We start from the raw sequence: 19,625 nt of genomic DNA on the forward strand, positions 1-19,625 counted from the left end.
GCCGGGCTCTAGCGGAAGCGGAACGCCTTCATCAGACGGAGGCTGCGGCTCATGAAGGCCGCGTACTTCTCGTCGTCCATGCCCAGCGACGGCGCCATCGGCAGCAGCCGCTGGTGCGCGATCGTCTGGGCCTCCGTGTACTTGAGGATGCCCTCGGCGCCGTGGCGGCGGCCCAGGCCGGAGTCCTTCATGCCGCCCATCGGGGCCTGGGCGCTGCCGTACGCGGGCGCGTAGCCCTCGTTGACGTTGACCGTGCCGGTGCGCAGCCGGGCGGCGACGGCCCGGCCGCGGCGGGCGTCCTTCGTCCACACCGATGAGTTCAGGCCGTACGGCGTGGCGTTGGCGTGCTCGATCGCCTCGTCCTCGGTCCGGAAGCGGTAGAGGGAGACGACCGGGCCGAAGGTCTCCTCGGTGCACACCGTCATCGGCTCGGTCACGCCGTCGAGGATGGTCGGCTCGTAGAAGTACGGCCCGACGTCCGGGCGGGCCACCCCGCCCGCCAGCACTCTCGCGCCCTTGGCCACGGCGTCCTCGACATGCCGCTGGACCGTCTCCAGCTGGCGTTCGCCGACCAGGGAGCCCATGTCGGCCCCGTACGCCAGTGACGTGCCCAGCCGCATGGCCCTGGTGCGGGCGGCGAAGCGCTCGGCGAAGGCGTCGGCGATCGACTCGTGGACGTACAGCCGCTCGATGGAGATGCACAGCTGGCCGGCGGAGGAGAAGCAGGCGCGGACCGCGCCCGCCGCCGCCTTCTCGATGTCGGCGTCTTCCAGGACCAGCATGGCGTTCTTGCCGCCGAGTTCGAGGGAGACGCCGACCAGCCGGGCCGCGGCGCCCTGGGCGACCTCGCGGCCGGTGCGGGTGGAGCCGGTGAACGAGACGTAGTCGGCGTGCTTGACGACCTCCGGGCCGACGACCGGGCCGTCGCCGAGGACGACCTGGAAGACCTCGGCGGGCAGTCCGGCCTCGATGAGCAGGTCACGGGCCCACAGGGCGGTCAGGCAGGTCTCCGTGTCCGGTTTCATCACCACGGCGTTGCCCGCGGCGAACGCGGGGAGCGCGTCGCCGACGGACAGCTCCAGCGGGTAGTTCCAGGGGGCGATCTGGCCGACCACACCGCGCGGGTGGCGCAGTTCGACGACCTTCGTCAGGGTCGGCACGGCGCCCGCGTGCCGCTTTGGCTTCAGATAGGCGGCGGCCCGGCGGCCGTAGTGGCGGGCGGCGACCGCGACGGCCTGCACCTCCTCGTGGGCGTGCAGCCGGGCCTTGCCGGTCTCCAGCTGGATCAGGTCCAGCACCTCGGCCTGGCGCTCCAGCAGCAGATCGTGGAAGCGGAGCAGGGCGGCGGCGCGGTCGCGGACCGGTGTCCGCTCCCAGACCGGCTGCGCGGCGCGGGCGGCCTGGAACGCCTTCTCCACGTCCTCGGGCGACGACTCGGGCAGGTCGGCCAGCTTCTCGCCGGTGAACGGCGTGTGGTTCGCGGTCCGTCCCGAGCCGACCACGCCCTTGGCGAGCTGGGCCACCAGCTCGGGGGTGACCACGTCGGCGGCGGTGCGCACGCCGGGCGGGGCGGGGGCGACGGGGTTGGTGCCGGTACCGGCCTTCTCAAGAGCCTGCGCGTCGGTCATGAGGCGCAGGGTATGCCGCGCCGCACGCTTTGTGTACCCGTCGGTAATGCGGATTCACCGACCGCACACATGCCGCCAGCGATTACTGGCAAAAACCCACTGATCAGGGGCGTTGTGCGGTCGATGACGAGGTTGCGAGGTCGAGGCGGTCACGGACGCCCGCGAACACCGCCATGCCCTCCTTCTCCTCCGCCGCGCCCTCGGGCATCTCGACGCGCAGCTCGTACAGCCCGCCGTCGTCCGTGCGGACGAACAGCTCGACGACACGCTTCCGGAGGCCCTCGTCTCCGAAGGTGCTGTCGGACCGCAGTGCCTCCCAGCCCTGGAAGGTGGTGGGCGTGTTCCGCGTCCTCGCGTTGCCGAAGAACTCGAAGGTCGCCGCGTGCTGTTCCGCCTGACTCATGAGGGTTCCGGGCGCCTTGTCCCACTTGGTCAGGCGGACCTGGACGGCACCGTCGGCGGCGGCGTACTCCACCACGCGGGGCTGGAAAGCCGCGCTGCCCTGGCGGGCGAACTCCTCGTAGCCGGGAGGGAGGGCGAAGGTCGCGCCCATCTGCTTCTCGCGGTGAGGGGTCCAGCCGCCGAGGGTGGACCCGCCGGTGGGGCTGGGCGTCGGCGAGGGGGAGCCGGCCGGGCGGCCGGTCGTGGCGCCCTTCGCGTGGTCCCTGGCCGCGCCGCCGTCCAGGCCGGTGAACAGCGGGACGCCGAGCCGTAGGGCGCCGGCCAGGAGACCGCCGAGGAGGACGACGAGGACGGCGCGACGGCGGAGGAGGCGCCGGACGAGGGGACGCCGGACGGTAGGGCGCCGGACGAGGGGAGGCCGGACGGTAGGGCGCCGGACGGGCTCGGGTCCTGTGACGGCTACCGGTCCGGGAGCTGCCCCCAGTGGGATCGTCCTGATGTCGTCCCCGAACTCCGCCAGCGCGGAGGCGTCCTGGAGAGCGGGGCCCCGCGACGGCGTCGGCCACCCCGGTGGCCGTTCCTCCGGCTGGCCCTCCGTCCGCTCCCCCGGCGGTTCCCCCGGTTCCGCCTCGCCCGCCGCCGCCTCCAGGGCCGCCGCGATCTCCTCCGCGTCCGGACGCAGAGCGGGGTCCTTCTCCAGCAGCCGGACCAGGAGCGGACCGAGGGGTCCGGCCCGCTTCGGCTCGGGCAGGTCCGCGGTCAGGATCGCGGCGAGCGTCGACGCCGGCGCCGTACGGCGGAACGGGGACCAGCCCTCCACGGCGGCGTACAGCAGGACGCCGAGGGACCACAGGTCGGAGGAGGGACCCGCGCCGCGACCGGACATCCGCTCGGGTGCGACGAACTCCAGCGAGCCCACGAACTCCCCGCTGGCGGTGAGGGAGTCCTCGCCCTGGACGTGGGCGATGCCGAAGTCGGTGAGGACGACCCGGCCGTGCCGGCCGAGCAGCACGTTGGCGGGCTTCACATCGCGGTGGACGATCCCGACGACGTGCGCGGCGCGCAGCGCGCCGAGGACCGCGAGGCCGATGCGGGCGGCCTCGGCGGGCTCCAGCGGCCCGCGCCGGAGCGTCTCGTACAGGGACTCACCGCGCACCAGCTCCATGACGATCCACGGCAGACCGTCCTCCTCGACGACGTCGTGGACGGCGACGGCGGACGGGTGGTCGACGCGGGCGGCGGCGCGAGCCTCGCGATAGAGGCGGTGGGCTGCCCGGCGGTACGCCTCGTCCTCGGGATCGCCGGGCAGGCGGGGCTGTTTGACGGCGACCTCGCGGCTCACCAGTTCGTCGTGGGCCCGCCAGACGGTGCCCATCCCGCCGGAGCCGATCCGCTGGATCAGCCGGTAGCGCCCGCCGACCACCCGCCCGTCACGCCGCTGTCCGCCCCCGTCGCCGCCACCGTCACCCATGCCTCGTGCCCGCCCTCGTACACCGCCCTGTCGCCGACGCGGCTCAGAGGTTGTCGATCTCCAGGTTCGCGATGGCCGTCCTGGCCACCTCGCGTCCCCGCTCCGTGAAGTCGCCCTTGCCCGGGTAACTGATGGTGAGCTTGTACATGTCGCCGGCCCTGGTCTTGTAGTAGAAGATCCGCATCTCGCGGGGAAGGGGGTTCTCCGTGTCGTCGGTGTCGTAGACGACCGTGTTCTCGGCCGCGGGGCGGCCCTTGAACGTGGCGTCGTCGACCGGCGCGGTCCTGGGACCCTTCGGCATGTCGACCTCGTAGTCGCCGCTCTCCTCGAAGGTGGCCTCGTCCTCGTACATCTCGGCCTCGGCGGAGCCCGCGATCTCGCCGGTCCTGTCCTCCGACTTCTTGTCGAGGCTGAGGTGGATCCAGATGCTGTCGCTCGGGTCCCAGTACGTCACCCAGTGGCCTTCGTCGGTCTCCTCCGGCGTGGCGGGGAGATAGGCCTCCGGCACCGCCAGCGTGGCGCCCAGCGACTTCACCTGCCGCGTCTTCCAGCCGTCCGGCAGCGGCCCGGCGAACGGCTCGGCGATCACCAGATACGCCGCCACCGCCGCCGCGACGACCGCCGCGCCCAGTCCGATCAGCGTCTTGCGGCCGAGCCGGACGCCGCCCCGGGAGCCGGAGTCGCCGGTGACGGTCACGACCTGCGTCGGCGCGGGCGCGGGCGGGTTCGCCGCCGCCTCCAGCAGGGCACGGACCTGGGCGGCGCCCGGCCGGTGTGCCGGATCCTTCCGGAGCAGGCCGTTGATGACCTCGGCGAGCGGGCCCTGCGCGGAGGCGGGCGGCGCGGGGGTGGCGTTGAGGACGGACTGGAGGGTGGCCGGGGTGTTGCTGCGGCGGAACGGGGAGACGCCCTCGGTCGCCGCGTACAGCACGACACCGAGCGACCAGAGGTCCGCCGCCGGGCCGGGGCGCTGGCCGAGCACCCGCTCCGGGGCGATGTACTCGGGCGAGCCGACGAAGCCGCCGGTGTCGGTCAGGTTGGTCTCGCCCTCGATCTGGGCGATGCCGAAGTCGGTGAGCACGACCCGGTCGTGCCGGCCGAGCAGCACGTTGTCCGGCTTGACGTCGCGGTGCAGGATCCCGGCGGCGTGCGCGGCCTCCAGCGCGCCGAGCACCTCCAGGCCGATCCTGGCCGCCTCGCGCGCGCCCAGGGTGCCCTCCCGCAGGACATCACCGAGGGAACGTCCCTGCACCAGCTCCATCACGATCCACGGCCGGCCGTCGACCACGGCCACGTCGTGCACGTTCACCACCGCCGGGTGGTCCAGCCGGGCCGCGGCGCGCGCCTCGCGGCGCATCCGCTCGAAGGCGTTGGCGCGTTCCCGCTCGGGAAGGTGGTCCGGGACGCGCGGCTCCTTCACGGCGACCTCGCGGTCCACCGTCTCGTCCTTGGCCCGCCAGACCGTGCCCATGCCGCCGTGCCCCAGCTTGGCCAGCAGCCGGTAGCGGCCGGCGATCAGACGCCCGGTACCGGGGTCGGGGTCGGCGTCGGCCTGCCGGGCAGGCTTCCGGGGCTGCTGCGGGGCGGCCTGAACCGGCGCGGCGTACGGGTTGCCGGGGTGCGGCACGGCAGGCTGCGGCACGGCCGAGTGCGGCACGCCGACGGGCGGCTGCTGCGGGTGCGGATGCGGATGCGGCGGTTGCAGCCCGAAACTGGTCGGCTCGTCGGCCCCCTGGCGGGCTCCCCCGTTGTTGCTCATGAGTTCATGCATATCGCGCCAAGCGCTTACGCATCCACCGGGGAGGGCGGGCGGTCACAGAGCCGTGACCCGCGGTGCGGCTTATCTCCCGTTTACCCGGATGCCGGCGGAGACCGACGACGTGACGGTCTCCGTCACCGTCACACCCGGCGTCACACTCGGCGTCGGACTCGCCGGCGGGTCACCGCCTCTGCCGCCCCCGCCGGTCATCAGCAGCGCCGCGGCCGACACCCCCGCCGCCGCCATCGCGGCGACCAGCAGCGCGGTCACCAGCCGGTCGCGCGGGGTGCGCCCGCTCGCCCCGCCCGGCGGGGGCATCCGCCCCGTCTCGCGGAACGCCCGCAGCATCCGCTCGGCCTGTGCCGCGTCCAGCCGCCGCTCCGGGTCGCGCTCCAACAGCCCCGCCACGACGGGCAGGAGCGGCGCCGCCTGCTCAGGTGGCCGGATCTCGTCGTCCACCACCGCGTGCAGGATGCCGCCCAGGGTGTCCCGGTGGAACGGCGACCGGCCGCTGAGCGCCGTGCACAGCAGGACGCCCAGCGACCACAGGTCGGAGGCCGGTCCGGCGCCGGCCCCGGACATCCGCTCCGGCGCGGTGTACTCGGGCGAGCCGACGAAGGAGCCGGACTCGGTGAGCGTGGTGGCGCCCGGGACGTGGGCGACCCCGAAGTCGGTGAGGACGACCCGGCCGGTGCCGGACTCGATCAGCACGTTGGCCGGCTTGAGATCGCGGTGCAGCACCCCGGCCGCGTGTGCGGTGCGCAGCGCGCCGAGGAGATGGACCCCGATCCGCGCCGCCTCGTACGCGTCGACGGGTCCCTGGGTGACGATGCGGTCGGCGAGGGAACCGCCGCTGATCAATTCCATGACGATGTAGGGGCGTTCGTCGTGCACCACGACGTCGTGCACGACGATGACGTGCGGATGGCTCAGCCGGGCCACCGCGCGGGCCTCCCGCAGGATGCGGTCGCACTGGCGCCGCGCCTCCTCGGGGGAGAGGGACGCGTCCTGGGCGATCTCCTTGACCGCCACCCGGCGCCGGAGCAGCTGATCCGTGGCCCGCCAGACGAGGCCCATGCCGCCGCGTCCGAGCAACGCCTCCAGCCGGTATCGCCCCGCGATCACCCGGCCGTCCGTCCGCTCGGTGCTCATGCGCCCATGATGCCCCAGCCGGAGGCGCCGCCTCCGGGGCGAAAGACGCAGGTTGGCCGACAACCGACGGTCCGTCAGCGACGTTCGGCCATGGGGGCCGGGGCACGGCCGCCCGGTCAGCTGTGGCCGGGCCGCCAGCCGCGCAGCACCGTGTCGAACTGCTGCCGGGTGGTGTCCCAGTCGGTCGCCGGTCCGGACATGTAGATCGCGTACTCGACGCCGTCGCGGCTGAGGTACATCAGGTCGACGGCGCGGCGCGGGCCGACGTATGTCCCGGGGTCCTTCTCCAGCGCGGTCCAGGTGTACTCCCACAGGGAGCCCTCACGGTCCCGGTAGAGCTTGTCCGCCAGCCCGACCCGCCGGTATCCGGCGAGCCGCCGGACCTGCTGCTCCAGGTCCACCTGATGGTCGTACGCGTTGTCGAAGTCCGGCGAGAGGTCGACCGCGACACGCAGCAGATGCACTCCGCCGTCGGGCGAGTAGTCGACCTGGGTCAGCTGGCCGTCGTCGCCGTACACACTGCGCTCCCAGTCCTCGCCCGGCAGGGAGAGGCCGAAACCCACCGGGTCGTCGACCCGGACCCAGCCGTCGGGCAGGGCCGCCGTGGAGCCGCTGCCGGTGGGGGTGGGGTGCGGCGAGGCGGAGGTGCCGGCCCGGGTGCCGCCGCCCCAGGTCTGCCACGCCGCCGCGGTGCCGCCGCCGACGATCGCGGCGAAGGCGACGACGAGCGCCAGCGTCCGCAGCCGGCGGCGCCGGGTCCCGGGCACCGCGGGCGCGGTGGCGTCCGGCCGGGTGTGGGCGCGCGTGTCGGCCACCGTCGGACGGGGCCCCACCGGGCGGGTCACCTCGTACGCCGCCACCTGCGGGCGACGCCCCTCGGCGGCCTCGGCGAGCAGCCGTTCGGCCTGCGTCGAGTCGGGCCGGGCGGCGGGGTCCTTGCGCAGCAGCGCGGCGATGACGGGCGTGAGCGGACCGGCCTGCCGGGCCTCGGCGAGTTCCTCCTCGACGATGGCCTGCATGGTGGACAGCGGGGAGGTGCGGCGGAACGGCGAGGTGCCCTCGACCGCCGTGTACAGGGTCGCGCCGAGCGCCCAGAGGTCGGAGGCGGGGCCGGGGTCGTGGCCGCGGATGCGCTCGGGGGCGAGGTAGTCGACCGAGCCGACGACCTCGCCGGTGCGGGTGATGGTGGTGTCGCCCTCGATCTGCGCGATGCCGAAGTCGGTGAGCAGCACCCGGCGGTCGTGGGCGAGCAGGACGTTGCCCGGTTTGACATCGCGGTGCAGCACCCCGGCGGTGTGGGCGGCGCGCAGGGCGCGCAGCACCCACAGGCCGATCCGGGCGGCCTCGGCGGGTTCGACCCGGCCGTCCGCCTTGACGGCGTCGGCGAGCGAGCGGCCCTCGACCAGTTCCATCACGATCCACGGGCGGCCGTCGTGTTCGAGCACGTCGTGCACGGTGACGACCGCTGAGTGGTTGATCCGGGCCGCCGCGCGCGCCTCGGCGCGGGTGCGGGCCAGCAGGACGGTCCGGTCGCTCTCGGAGACGTAGAGCGCCGCGGTCAGCTCCTTGATGGCGACGGACCGGTGCAGCACCTCGTCATGGGCGCGCCACACCCGGCCCATGCCGCCGCTGCCGATGGCGCCGTCGAGCCGGTAGCGGCCCCCGAGGAGCAGGCCCTGCATCTGATTCACGTTTCCCCGCAATGCTCTTGACAGGGTCAGCGTAAGGAGCGGCCACCCTCCGGGGAACCACGGGGGCGCCACGGAGACCGCACTGTGACGGTTGTCGCTTTCGGTGACGGACGGGAACCGTTCGGCCGATCCCGGTGACACCAGGGCCAACGCCGCCCCTCGACTGGGTGTTCAGCCGGTGACCTGGTAGGTCGCCGCCGCCTGTTCGTACAGCCGGGACACCTCGTCGCGCTCCGCTTCCGGGCCGCGCAGTTGCAGCACGTGATAACGGCCGCCGACCAGAATGGCGAGGTTGCGCACGAACAGTTCCTCGCCGTCCTCACCGGTCCAGGTGTACTGCCCCTCGGCCATGGTCCGTCCGCCGACCTGGATCGACTTCAGGCCGGTGGCGCTGGCCCACGTCGACTCCCGGTACGGCCGCAACTCCGGCTCGCGCTCGCGCTGGTACGCCATCGGGTCGTCGCCGTACTCGTCGGCGGCGTCCCGCCCGGGGACGACGATCAGCTCGAAGTCTCCCTTGGTGTACAGGACCTGGCCGCTGCCGTTCTTCGGGCTGCGCTGCCAGCCCTCGGCGACGGCGACCCGGAAGCCCTCCTGGTCGGTGCGCAGGGTGAAGCCGTCCGCGACCTCCGGGCCGGTGGTCTGGGTGTGGGTCGAACCGGCGGATCCGGACGGGGCGTTGCCGGCCGGCTCGCCGGCGGACGGATCCCCGGCGGCGGGAGCGCCCTGGCCGGAGCCGGCCCCGCCGCTCGCGTCGGCCGTCCGACCGGGCGCCTCGCTCACCTGCCCGGCCGCACCGGTGCGCTCGGCCCCGTCCGCCCCGCCGCTCTCCTCGGCCTTCGGCATGAACAGCATCGCGTACGCGATCGCCGCGCCCAGGCCGAGCAGCACCAGCAGAAGGAGGGCACGGCCGAGACTGCGCGGCGAACGCCCCTTGTCCCTGCCCCGCTTGTGCCGCCCGTGGTGCACGGGAAGCCCGGCACGCCGCCTGCGCACCAGCTCGCCCCGGCGGCGTACGACCGGCAGCCGGCCGGTGCCGACGGGCGGTGCGGCGACGACGTGCACCCCGGCCTCCGGCTCGGGCGCCGAGCGCACCAGGGAGCGCAGCCAGCCGCGCAGCTCCTCGAAGTCCAGCCGCTCGGTGGGGTCCTGCCGCAGCAGCGACTCGACCACCGGGCGCAGCGGACCGCACTCCTCGGCGAAGGCGGGCGGCTCGGAGCACACCAGCTGCACCAGCTCGGCCGTCGACTCCTCGGGATACGGGGCGTGCCCCTGGACCGCGCGGAAGAGCAGCGCGCCCAGGGCCCACAGATCGGTGGCGGGGCCGATGGGCGGCGCCAGCTGCCAGTTCTCGTGCACCGGCCCGGCCTGCTCGGGCGCCCAGCGCTCCGTGACCGGCCCCACCACGGCCATCCGCGCCTGCCGGGCCCGCTCGGCGGCGAGCGCGGTGTCCGGACCGCGACGCGGGGGCTCGGCGGCCACCGGCTCGTCCCAACGGCCGCCGGCCGGCCCGTCTTCGCCGCCCGGCGGAAGGCCCGTACGGCCGTACGGAGGGGATGTCTGGTGGATGCCGGGCCCGTGGGCGTGACCCTGGGGCCGGTCCGGGCGGGGGGACGCGCCGTGCCACGGGGCCGGACGGACGCCGTAGGGGTCGGCGATCTGGCCCGGCGGGGTGGTGGCGTCACCGGGTGTGCGGGGAGCGCCCGGGACACCGGTCCCCTGGGCCGGGGTTCCGGGGCCGGAGGCGCGGCGGGCGCCGGGCAGGGCCGCGCGGTCGCTCTGCTGGGCCTCCTGGACCCGGGCGGCGGCGCGGGCCCCCGCGCGGTAGGCGGCGATCGCCCCGGCCCGCGCGGCCCTGACGTCCTCGCCGCTCTCCGGTGCCCTGCGGGCCGGCAGCGCCGATCCGCCGGGCGTGCCGGTGCGGTTGGCCGGGTCCGCGCCCGGCAGTCCGCCGGCCGTTCGGGCCTCGATCGCGGCCCGGCGCGCGGCCTCGGGGTCGGGGCCGGGGGCGGGTGAGCCGCCGGCCGGGCCGGGGAGCGCACCGCGCCCGGCCTGGCCGCCGCCCGGCGCCGGGATCGCGGGGCCGCCGGTCCGCCCGTGCTCACCGCTCCAGGGCCCGTCCGCCGGGCCGTCGCCCTCCGGGGTCTCCTCGGGCGGCACCGGGTCGTACCCGCACAACGCCTCCTCGGCCGCGCCGACGGCGAGACCGGTCAGCATGACCCGGCCGTCGTCGCAGACGAGCACCGTGCGGGCGGTGATGTTGCGGTGCACCCAGCCGTGGGCGTGCAGCACCCGCAGGGCCATGAGGACGTCGGAGGCGACCTCGGCCGCCCGGTACGGCGTCAGGGGCTGCTCGGCGAGCAGCGCCGACAGCGGCCGGGCGGGCACCAGTTCGCTGACTATCCACAGCGAACCGCCCTGGGCGAAGACGTCGAAGACCTGGTCGAGCCGCGGATGGTCGGGGATGCGGGCCGCGGCCTGCGCCGCCTCCACGGCGCGCCGCACCGCGGGGTCCGCCGGCCGCCGCACAGCGCCCGCGCCGGTGCGTCCCGGGGCCGGCCGCCGGGTGCCGCGGTCGCGTGCCGTGAAGCCCTCGGGCAGCCCTTCGGCGTCCAGCACCTCCGCTTCGACGACCTCCGGCAACGGCACCTGGCGGACCAGGACTTCCTGCCCGCTGTAGGTGTCGAAGGCGCGGGTCTCGGCGAGTTCGTACTCGTCGGCCGGCGGCAGTGGCAGGCGGTAGCGGTCGGCGAGGACCCGTCCCGCATAGTCGTCCACGTTGCCTCCCCCGGCCGCCCTGCTGTCAGTTCCGTTCGCCCGGCGTCCCGTTCCGATCGATCCGGACACGTCGGTTCCGGATGCGCACGGTTCGCAAGCACTCACGATACGTGCCGGAGGCAACCCGTACGGAGGGGATGGGAGATATCACGCCCGCGAACCGACGGCGATGCCGGTCACGCCTTGGGTTCGAAGGTCTTCGTCAGTGTCTGCCAGGTGATCCTGCGCGACTCGCTGCCCCACTTGGCGGCCTTGGCCGTGTACATCAGCGCGTACCCCTGGTCGTCGTCGACGACGAAACCGCGGTCGACGGACCGGTACTTCGTGCCGCCGTCCACGTAGGTGAACTCCCAGTCGGCCGCGTTCCAGCCGCGGTAGCCCACCTTCTCGATGCGGATCCGGTCGTACTGCGAGCGCACCATGTAGCGCTCCTGGTTCTTCCAGTCCGCGACCGGGTCGCTCTTGGGCGTGGTGGTCCAGCCGATGAGCAGCTTCTGGCCGTCGGGGCCCGTGAAGCGGTCACCGGCCGCGTCGGACGACTGGTACTTCCAGCCCTTGGGCAGGCCGATCGAGTAGCCCTGCTCGCCCTGGTGGGTGGAGTCGGCGGCGATGTCGTCGTCCTTGCCGGAGCCCTTGCCCGACTCCTTCCCCGGGTCCTGGCCGGGGGAGGCGTCGGAGCCGGTCGCGCCGTCGGTCGTCGGGGCGCTGGGCGTGCCGTCCGGTGTCGCGTCGGCCGACCCGGTCGCCGCGCCGTCCGTGTGCACGCCGCCGCTCGGGTCCTCCTTGGTGCCGGCGTCCGCGCTCGCGCCCGCGGCCGCCTTGTCGCCACCCGTGCGGGACTGATCGGAGCCCTCGTCGCCGCCGAGGGTGAGGGCCAGCACCACGCCGAGCACGGCGACGACCACGGCGACCGCGATGACGATCAGGGTCCGCCGGGGCACCACGTCGGTGAGCGGCGCCCGCGGCACGGGCCGCGGCGGCAGGTCCGGCGGGGTCATCACGGGCCAGCCGGAACCGCGGCCGGCGGCACCGCTGTTCACCGCGCCGCTCGCCGTGCCACGGGAGCCCGGCGTGTTCCCCGCCGAGGCGGAGACCGCGGTGGCCGGGCTGCCGGAGGAGGTGCCCGCCGCGGAACCGGTCGCCGCGCCGGTGCCGGAGCCGCCGCGGGTCGCCGCCGCCGTGCCCGCCGCGACGGCCGCCTTGCGCGCGGAGCGCAGCGCGCCGCGCAGTCGCTCGGCCGCCTCCTCGCCGCGCCTGCTCCCGCCGGTGGCCGGGGCGTCCGGCTGCGCGGGCAGCGGCACGACCCTGGTGGCGTCGGGGGCCTCCGGCTCGGACGGCTTGCGGTGGGGGGCGTTGATCACGGCCTTGAGCATCGCCCGCGCGCCCGCGTCGTCGAGCCGCTGGGCGGGGTCCTTGGAGAGCAGGCCGTAGATGACGTCCCGGAGGGGTCCCGCGTTCTTCGGCTCCTCCAGGGGCTCCGTCATCACCGCGGTGAGCGTGGCGATCGCGGACCCCTTGTCGTACGGCGGGGTGCCTTCCACCGCCGCGTAGAGCAGGCCGCCGAGGGACCACAGGTCGGCCGCGGGGCCGGGCTTGTGGCCGCGGGCGCGCTCCGGGGAGATGTAGGAGGGGGCGCCGACGAGCATGCCGGTGGAGGTGATGGACGGGTCGCCCTCGACCTGGGCGATGCCGAAGTCGGTGAGCACGACCCGGCCGTCGTCGGCGATGAGCACGTTGGACGGCTTCACGTCGCGGTGCAGGATGCCCTCGCGGTGGGCGGAGCGCAGCACGTCGAGGATGGCGAGGCCGACCTCGGCGGCGCGGCGGGGCTCCAGCAGGCCGTCCTCGCGGATGACCTCGGCGAGCGACTTGCCCTCGACCAGTTCCATCACGATCCACGGGCGGTCGTCCTCGTCGACCACGTCGTAGACCGTCACCGCGCTGGTGTTGCGGATCCGCGCGATGGCCTTGGCCTCGCGCAGGGTGCGCGTGATCAGCCGGCGCTTCTCCTCCTCGTCGATGTTCGACGGGAACCGCAGCTCCTTGACGGCGACCGTCCGGCCCAGGGTCTCGTCCACGGCCCGCCAGACCGTGCCCATGCCCCCGCGGCCGAGCACGTCTCCCAGCCGGTACCGCCCGGCGAGGAGACGCTCGCTGTTGTCCTGACGAGTCTCCTGACGAGATGTTCCCGCCCGCTCCGCCTCCGACATGCGTCCCCTCATGCAACCCGCCCTGACAGAGCCTCCATTGTCCCTCACCCGACAAGTGCCCGACGCCCAGGGTGGCTTCCCGCCCCGCGCGCCGCGGGTTCTGTCCCCGCACCCGTAGAACGAGCCGGTTCCGAACAGAGATCCCGATTTGCGGCACTCGTTCGAGTGAAACAGACGATGCACGCCGGGGAAACAGCCGGAGTACACGGATTTGAGGGGTTCTCAGCGCGGATTCGAAGGACTCCCGGAGCGGGCGGCGGAGCCCGGCGCCTACAGCGGCACGATGTCCGGCGCGCCCAGCCGCGCCGCGTCCGCCGTGAGGTCGTCGGGCTGGCGCTGGGACTCACGTTCGGCCTCGACCCGCTTCTCGTAGTGCATGACCTCGCGTTCGGTCTGGTCGTCGTCCCAGCCCAGCACCGGGGCCATCAGTTCGGCGGCCTCGCGGGCGCAGCGGGTGCCCCGGTCGAAGGTCTCGATGGAGATACGGGTGCGCCGGGTCAGCACGTCGTCCAGGTGCCGGGCGCCCTCGTGCGAGGCGGCGTAGACGATCTCGGCCCGGAGATAGTCCTCGGCGCCCGGCAGCGGATCGCCCAGCGAGGAGTCGGCGGCGATGAGGTCGAACACCTCCTCGGCCAAGGAGCCGTAACGGTTCAACAGGTGCTCCACCCGCACCACATGAAGCCCGGTGCGCTGGGCGATGCGCGCCCGCGCGTTCCACAGCGCGCGATAGCCCTCGGCCCCGAGCAGCGGGATGTCCTCGGTGACGCACTCGGCGACCCTCAGGTCCAGCCCGTGCACCGCCTCGTCGACCGCGTCCTTGGCCATGACCCGGTACGTCGTGTACTTGCCGCCCGCCACCACGACCAGCCCGGGCACCGGGTGGGCGACGGTGTGCTCGCGCGAGAGCTTGCTGGTGGCGTCGGACTCGCCGGCCAGCAGCGGGCGCAGGCCCGCGTAGACCCCCTCCACGTCGTCGCGGGTGAGGGGCACCGCGAGCACCGAGTTGACGTGCTCCAGCAGATAGTCGATGTCGGCGCTGGAGGCGGCGGGATGGGCCTTGTCGAGGTCCCAGTCGGTGTCGGTGGTGCCGACGATCCAGTGCCGCCCCCAGGGGATGACGAAGAGCACGGACTTCTCGGTGCGCAGGATCAGCCCGGTGGTGGAGTGGATGCGGTCCTTGGGCACGACGAGGTGGATGCCCTTGGAGGAGCGGACGTGGAACTGGCCGCGCTCCCCCACCATCGCCTGGGTGTCGTCGGTCCACACACCGGTGGCGTTGACGATCTGCTTGGCGCGGATCTCGTACTCCCCGCCGCCCTCGACGTCCTGCACGCGCGCGCCGACGACCCGTTCGCCCTCGCGCAGGAAGCCGGTCACCCGCGCGCGGTTGGCGGCCTTCGCGCCGTACGCCACGGCGGTGCGCACCAGGGTGGCCACGAAGCGGGCGTCGTCCATCTGGGCGTCGTAGTACTGCAACGCGCCGACCAGGGCGTCCTTCTTCAGACAGGGCGCCACGCGCAGGGCGTGACGGCGGCTCAGATGCCGGTGCAGCGGCAGGCCCCGGCCGTGGCCGCGGGCCATCGACATGGCGTCGTAGAGCGCGACGCCGGAGCCGGCGTAGAGCCGCTCCCAGCCCTTGTGCTGGAGGGGATAGAGGAAGGGCACCGGTTTGACCAGGTGCGGGGCCAGTCGCTCCAGCAGCAGTCCGCGCTCCTTCAACGCCTCGCGGACGAGTGCGAAGTCGAGCATCTCCAGATAGCGCAGGCCGCCGTGGATCAGCTTGCTGGACCGGCTCGACGTGCCCGACGCCCAGTCACGGGCCTCGACCAGGCCGGTGGACAGTCCGCGGGTGACGGCGTCCAGCGCGGTGCCCGCGCCGACCACGCCGGCGCCCACGACCAGCAGGTCCAGCTCGCGCTCGGCCATCGATGCCAGTGACTCGGCGCGCTGCGCCGGCCCCAGAGTCCCTGTCCTCACCGCTGCCTCCCGCTCATCGCGTCGCGTCGGCCGCACCCGTGGGGCGAGCCCGGTTCGGTATGCCTCTGCGTATGCCTCTGCCCAAATTCTGACCGCGATGCCCGACTCCAGCCACCACTCGCCCCCAGCCTGTGGACAACACTCACAGAAACACTCACCGAAACTCGGGCCCCCAATCCCACAAATCGGTCATATTTACTCCTAGTCTGACATTGCGCTCGCTCGTTCTGTCCACACGGCTTGCGCACCTGTCCCGCTTCGGTTACTGGGAAGGACGGGCCCACGCCATGCCCGCAGATCTCGCCGTCATCGGACTCGGCCCGCTCGGCCTGCCGCTGGCTCAGGCCGCCGTCGCCGCCGGCATCCCCACCGTCGGCTACAAGACCGGCCCGGAGCCCGGCTCCCTCAGCCCCGCCGAACTGCGCCGGATGCTCTCGGGGGGCTTCCGGCACGCCGTCGGCCCCGCCGAGCTGGGCCGGGTGCGCACCGCGGTCATCTGCGCGCCCACCCCGCGCGCCGCGGACGGCGGGCTCGACCTCGGCCAGGTGGAGACGGCCGCGCGCACCCTGGCCCCGCGGCTGCGCCCGCACACCACGGTCATCCTGGAGTCGCCGGTGCTCCCGGGCGCCACGGAGGAGTTCCTGCGCCCGCTGCTGGAGGAGGGCTCGGGGCTGCGCGCGGGACGCGACTTCCACCTCGCCTACTCCCCCAGCCGGGTCGACCCCGGCAACCGCGCCTTCACCCCCGCCAACACCCCCAAGGTGATCGGCGGCCTCACCCCCGCCTGCACCGAGTCGGCCGCCGCCTTCTACGGCCGGCTCACCGACAAGGTGGTCCGCGCGCGCGGGACCCGCGAGGCGGAGGCCGTGCAGCTGCTGGAGACCAACTTCCGGCACGTCAACATCGCCCTGGTCAACGAGATGGCCGTGCTCTGCCACGAGCTGGGCGTCGACCTGTGGGACGTGATCCGCTGCGCGGAGACCAAGCCGTTCGGCTTCCAGGCCTTCCGCCCCGGCCCCGGCGTCGGCGGCCACGCCGTCCCGCAGGACCTGATCGGCCGGGCGGGACGCGGGCTGCGCATGGTGGAGCTGGCCCGGCAGGTCAACGACCAGATGCCCCGGTACGTCGTCCAGCGCGCCGCCGCGCTGCTCAACGAGCACGGCAAGTCGGCGCGCGGCGCCCGCGTACTGCTGCTCGGCGTCGCCTACAAGCCCGACCTCGGCGACCAGCAGGAGACCCCCGCGCACGAGATCGCCGTACGGCTGATGGAGCTGGGCGCGTCCATCAGCTACCACGACCCCTATGTGCCGTCCTGGAGCGTCCTTGACCGCCCGGTGCCCCGCGCGGACTCCCTCTACGAGGCCGCCGCCGACGCCGACCTGACCATCCTGCTCCAGCAGCACCGCACGTACGACCTCCAGGGCCTGTCCGTGAAGGCGCAGCTGCTGCTGGACACCAGGGGCGCGACCCCCACGGGCGCCGCGCACCGGCTCTGAGGGAGTGCCCGCGCGGGAATTCGCTGGTGGCCGGATCCGGTGCGCCTGTTAATCTTCGGCGTCCTCGTCGCACAGCCGTGCGCGGACTCCGCTCGTAACACCGTCCCGTGGGGGGATTCCTGTCATGACCCAGTCACTTCCGCCGCAGCCGACCGACGGCAACCCGTTCGCCCAGCAGCCGGGCGCCGTTCCCCCGGCTCCGGTCGCCCCGGCCCGCGGCGGCAACGTGGCCCTCGGCGTGGTCACGGCCGTCGTCGTGGCCCTGGTCACCGCCGGCGTGTACGGCGCCGTCGTCGGCGCCACCGAGTACGAGATCGGCTACGCCGCGGTCGGTGTGGGCTTCCTCGTCGGCTTCGCGACCGGCAAGATCGGCGGCTCGAACCCCGTGCTGCCGGTGATCAGCGCGGTCCTCTCGCTCGGCGCGGTCTACCTCGGCCAGCTCATCGGCATCGCCGTGCTCAGCGCGGACCTGCTGGGCGTCTCCGCCACCGAGATGTTCACCGAGAACTTCAGCCTGCTCACCGAGGCCTGGAAGGAGACGGCCGACGCCATGACCTTCCTGTTCCTCGCCATCGGCGGCGTCGTGGCGTTCTCGGGCGCGAAGAAGGCGGCCCGCTAGCCCGTCCGGGGGGGAAGCGATCCGCGCGAAGGGCCCGTCCACCGGAAGTGGACGGGCCCTTCGTCGGCGTACGGCTGCTTACCGGCTGTGCTGGGAGTCCGCGACCGTGACCTCGACCCGCTGGAACTCCTTCAGCTCGCTGTAGCCGGTGGTGGCCATGGCGCGGCGCAGGGCGCCGAAGAAGTTCATGGAGCCGTCCGGGGTGTGGGACGGGCCGGCGAGGATCTCCTCGATGGTGCCGACCGTGCCGAGGCCGACCTTCTTGCCGCGCGGCAGCTCCTCGTTCACCGCCTCCATGCCCCAGTGGTGCCCCTGGCCGGGCGCGTCGGTCGCGCGGGCCAGCGGGGAGCCCATCATGACCGCGTCGGCACCGCAGGCGATCGCCTTGGGCAGGTCGCCGGACCAGCCCACGCCGCCGTCCGCGATGACGTGCACATACCGGCCGCCGGACTCGTCCATGTAGTCACGGCGGGCCGCCGCCACGTCCGCGACCGCGGTCGCCATCGGCACCTGGATGCCCAGCACGTTGCGCGTGGTGTGCGCGGCGCCGCCGCCGAAGCCGACCAGCACACCCGCCGCGCCGGTGCGCATCAGGTGCAGGGCGGCGGTGTACGTGGCGCAGCCGCCCACGATCACCGGGACGTCCAGCTCGTAGATGAACTGCTTCAGGTTCAGCGGCTCGTGCGAGGACGACACGTGCTCCGCCGACACCGTCGTACCGCGGATGACGAAGATGTCCACGCCCGCGTCCACCACGGCCTTGGAGAACTGCGCCGTGCGCTGCGGGGAGAGCGCGGCCGCGGTGACCACGCCCGAGTCGCGCACCTCCTTGATGCGCTGCCCGATCAGCTCCTCCTTGATGGGAGCCGCGTAGATCTCCTGGAGTCGGCGGGTGGCCGTCTCGGCGTCCAGGCCGACGATCTCGTCCAGCAGCGGCTGCGGGTCCTCGTACCGCGTCCACAGGCCTTCGAGGTTGAGCACGCCGAGGCCGCCCAGCTCGCCGATCCGGATCGCCGTGGCCGGCGAGACGACCGAGTCCATGGGGGCCGCCAGGAACGGCAGCTCGAAGCGGTAGGCGTCGATCTGCCAGGCGATCGAGACCTCCTTCGGGTCCCGCGTACGGCGGCTGGGGACGACGGCGATGTCGTCGAAGGCGTACGCCCGGCGGCCGCGCTTGCCGCGCCCGATCTCGATCTCAGTCACGTGTGTGGCCTTTCCCTGATGCGTTTCAGCGCCTTCCAGTATCCCCGACGGGTACGACAAGGGCGGCCCCGGAGTTCCCGGAAGCCGCCCCGACCGAGCCTGGTGACTACTTGCGGCTGTAGTTCGGCGCCTCGACCGTCATCTGGATGTCGTGCGGGTGGCTCTCCTTGAGGCCCGCCGAGGTGATCCGGACGAACCGGCCGTTCTCCTGCAGCTCCGGCACGGTCCTGCCGCCGACGTAGAACATCGACTGGCGCAGACCGCCCACCAGCTGGTGGACGACGGAGGACAGCGGGCCGCGGTAGGGCACCTGGCCCTCGATGCCCTCGGGGATCAGCTGCTCGTCGGAGGCGACGCCCTCCTGGAAGTAGCGGTCCTTGGAGAAGGACCTGCGGTCGCCGCGGGTCTGCATGGCGCCCAGCGAGCCCATGCCGCGGTACGACTTGAACTGCTTGCCGTTGATGAACATCAGCTCGCCCGGCGACTCCTCGCAGCCCGCGAGCAGCGAGCCGAGCATCACCGTGTCGGCGCCCGCGACCAGGGCCTTGGCGATGTCGCCGGAGTACTGCAGGCCGCCGTCGCCGATGACCGGGACACCGGCCGCGCGGGCCGCCTGCGCCGCCTCGTAGATCGCGGTGACCTGCGGGACGCCGACGCCGGCGACGACCCGGGTCGTACAGATCGATCCCGGTCCCACCCCGACCTTGACGGCGTCGGCACCCGCGTCGACGAGGGCCTGGGCGCCCGCGCGGGTGGCGACGTTGCCCCCGATGACGTCGATCGAGGTCTCGGCCTTGAGCTTGGCGACCATCTCCAGCACCGCGCGCGAGTGGCCGTGCGCGGTGTCGACGCCGGAGTCGACGTCCTCGCCCACGCCGACCGCTGCGCCGACGACGAGGCGGCCGTCCGCGTCCTTGGTCGCGTCCGGGAACTGCTCCGTCTTGACGAAGTCCTTGACCGTGATGAGGCCACGCAGCACACCGGCCCCGTCGACCAGCGGCAACTTCTCGATCTTGTGGGTGCGCAGCAGGTGGAGGGCCTCGTCGCGGCGGATGCCCACATGGCCGGTGACCAGCGGCATCGGCGTCATGACCTCGCGCACCAGCCGCCGGGCGTCGGTCGCGAACCGCATGTCGCGTTTGGTGACGATGCCGAGCAAGCGGCCGTCCTCGTCGGTGACCGGGACGCCGCTGATGCGGTAGCGGCCGCAGACAGCGTCGGCCTCGCCGATCGTCGCGT

12 protein-coding genes are annotated in these 19,625 nt (G+C 73.7%); 2 read left to right on the top strand and 10 right to left on the bottom strand.

What is annotated here, in order from left to right; genetic code table 11:
- Window positions 1–8: 8 nt before the first annotated feature.
- From VE614_RS21640 to VE614_RS21675, 8 genes are all read right to left on the bottom strand, one after another.
- The gene (locus VE614_RS21640; RefSeq protein ID WP_324939528.1) at window positions 9–1,628 is read right to left on the bottom strand and encodes a succinic semialdehyde dehydrogenase; all 1,620 of its coding nucleotides are present in this window, start codon (window positions 1,626–1,628) and stop codon (window positions 9–11) included.
- A gap of 103 nt (window positions 1,629–1,731) precedes the next feature.
- Entirely contained in the window at window positions 1,732–3,501 is a 1,770-nt protein-coding gene (locus VE614_RS21645; RefSeq protein WP_324939531.1) for a serine/threonine-protein kinase, read from the bottom strand.
- 43 nt (window positions 3,502–3,544) lie between these two features.
- Complete coding sequence (locus VE614_RS21650) at window positions 3,545–5,260, bottom strand: serine/threonine-protein kinase (RefSeq protein ID WP_324939535.1); 1,716 nt, start codon at window positions 5,258–5,260, stop codon at window positions 3,545–3,547.
- A gap of 81 nt (window positions 5,261–5,341) precedes the next feature.
- Complete coding sequence (locus tag VE614_RS21655) at window positions 5,342–6,412, bottom strand: serine/threonine-protein kinase (RefSeq protein WP_324939538.1); 1,071 nt, start codon at window positions 6,410–6,412, stop codon at window positions 5,342–5,344.
- Window positions 6,413–6,528: 116 nt separating this feature from the next.
- Window positions 6,529–8,094, bottom strand: coding sequence for a serine/threonine-protein kinase (locus tag VE614_RS21660; RefSeq protein WP_324939588.1), 1,566 nt, complete (start codon window positions 8,092–8,094; stop codon window positions 6,529–6,531).
- Between the two features lie 180 nt (window positions 8,095–8,274).
- Complete coding sequence (locus tag VE614_RS21665) at window positions 8,275–10,881, bottom strand: protein kinase (protein WP_324939540.1); 2,607 nt, start codon at window positions 10,879–10,881, stop codon at window positions 8,275–8,277.
- A 176-nt stretch (window positions 10,882–11,057) separates the two neighbouring features.
- Window positions 11,058–13,091, bottom strand: a complete 2,034-nt coding sequence (locus VE614_RS21670; RefSeq protein WP_324939543.1) for a serine/threonine-protein kinase — start codon at window positions 13,089–13,091, stop codon at window positions 11,058–11,060.
- A gap of 270 nt (window positions 13,092–13,361) precedes the next feature.
- A complete protein-coding gene (locus tag VE614_RS21675; protein WP_324939546.1) occupies window positions 13,362–15,068 on the bottom strand; it encodes a glycerol-3-phosphate dehydrogenase/oxidase in 1,707 nt (568 codons plus the stop codon).
- Window positions 15,069–15,355: 287 nt separating this feature from the next.
- On the opposite strand from VE614_RS21675, the gene VE614_RS21680 reads away from it, so the two are divergent.
- Together VE614_RS21680 and VE614_RS21685 are read left to right on the top strand one after the other, a co-directional pair.
- A complete protein-coding gene (locus VE614_RS21680) occupies window positions 15,356–16,564 on the top strand; it encodes a nucleotide sugar dehydrogenase (protein WP_324939549.1) in 1,209 nt (402 codons plus the stop codon).
- A gap of 124 nt (window positions 16,565–16,688) precedes the next feature.
- The gene (locus VE614_RS21685; protein ID WP_324939552.1) at window positions 16,689–17,183 is read left to right on the top strand and encodes a hypothetical protein; all 495 of its coding nucleotides are present in this window, start codon (window positions 16,689–16,691) and stop codon (window positions 17,181–17,183) included.
- Window positions 17,184–17,261: 78 nt separating this feature from the next.
- On the opposite strand, the gene VE614_RS21690 is transcribed toward VE614_RS21685, so the two are convergent.
- Together VE614_RS21690 and guaB are read right to left on the bottom strand one after the other, a co-directional pair.
- Entirely contained in the window at window positions 17,262–18,386 is a 1,125-nt protein-coding gene (locus VE614_RS21690; protein WP_324939555.1) for a GuaB3 family IMP dehydrogenase-related protein, read from the bottom strand.
- A gap of 106 nt (window positions 18,387–18,492) precedes the next feature.
- On the bottom strand, window positions 18,493–19,625 hold a 1,133-nt coding region (gene guaB, locus VE614_RS21695), incomplete at its 5' end, for an IMP dehydrogenase (protein ID WP_324939558.1).

The sequence above is a fragment of the Streptomyces sp. genome (genome assembly GCF_035645055.1).
In the GTDB taxonomy this organism is placed as follows: domain Bacteria; phylum Actinomycetota; class Actinomycetes; order Streptomycetales; family Streptomycetaceae; genus Streptomyces.

What these genes read in the sequence shown, in the direction of transcription:
- VE614_RS21655 (WP_324939538.1), bottom strand. Translation starts at nt 6,412, where the DNA reads ATGAGCACCGAGCGGACGGACGGCCGGGTGATCGCGGGGCGATACCGG.
- VE614_RS21650 (WP_324939535.1), bottom strand. Translation starts at nt 5,260, where the DNA reads ATGAGCAACAACGGGGGAGCCCGCCAGGGGGCCGACGAGCCGACCAGT.
- VE614_RS21680 (WP_324939549.1), top strand. Translation starts at nt 15,356, where the DNA reads ATGCCCGCAGATCTCGCCGTCATCGGACTCGGCCCGCTCGGCCTGCCG.
- VE614_RS21640 (WP_324939528.1), bottom strand. Translation starts at nt 1,628, where the DNA reads ATGACCGACGCGCAGGCTCTTGAGAAGGCCGGTACCGGCACCAACCCC.
- VE614_RS21670 (WP_324939543.1), bottom strand. Translation starts at nt 13,091, where the DNA reads ATGTCGGAGGCGGAGCGGGCGGGAACATCTCGTCAGGAGACTCGTCAG.
- VE614_RS21685 (WP_324939552.1), top strand. Translation starts at nt 16,689, where the DNA reads ATGACCCAGTCACTTCCGCCGCAGCCGACCGACGGCAACCCGTTCGCC.
- VE614_RS21660 (WP_324939588.1), bottom strand. Translation starts at nt 8,094, where the DNA reads ATGCAGGGCCTGCTCCTCGGGGGCCGCTACCGGCTCGACGGCGCCATC.
- VE614_RS21645 (WP_324939531.1), bottom strand. Translation starts at nt 3,501, where the DNA reads ATGGGTGACGGTGGCGGCGACGGGGGCGGACAGCGGCGTGACGGGCGG.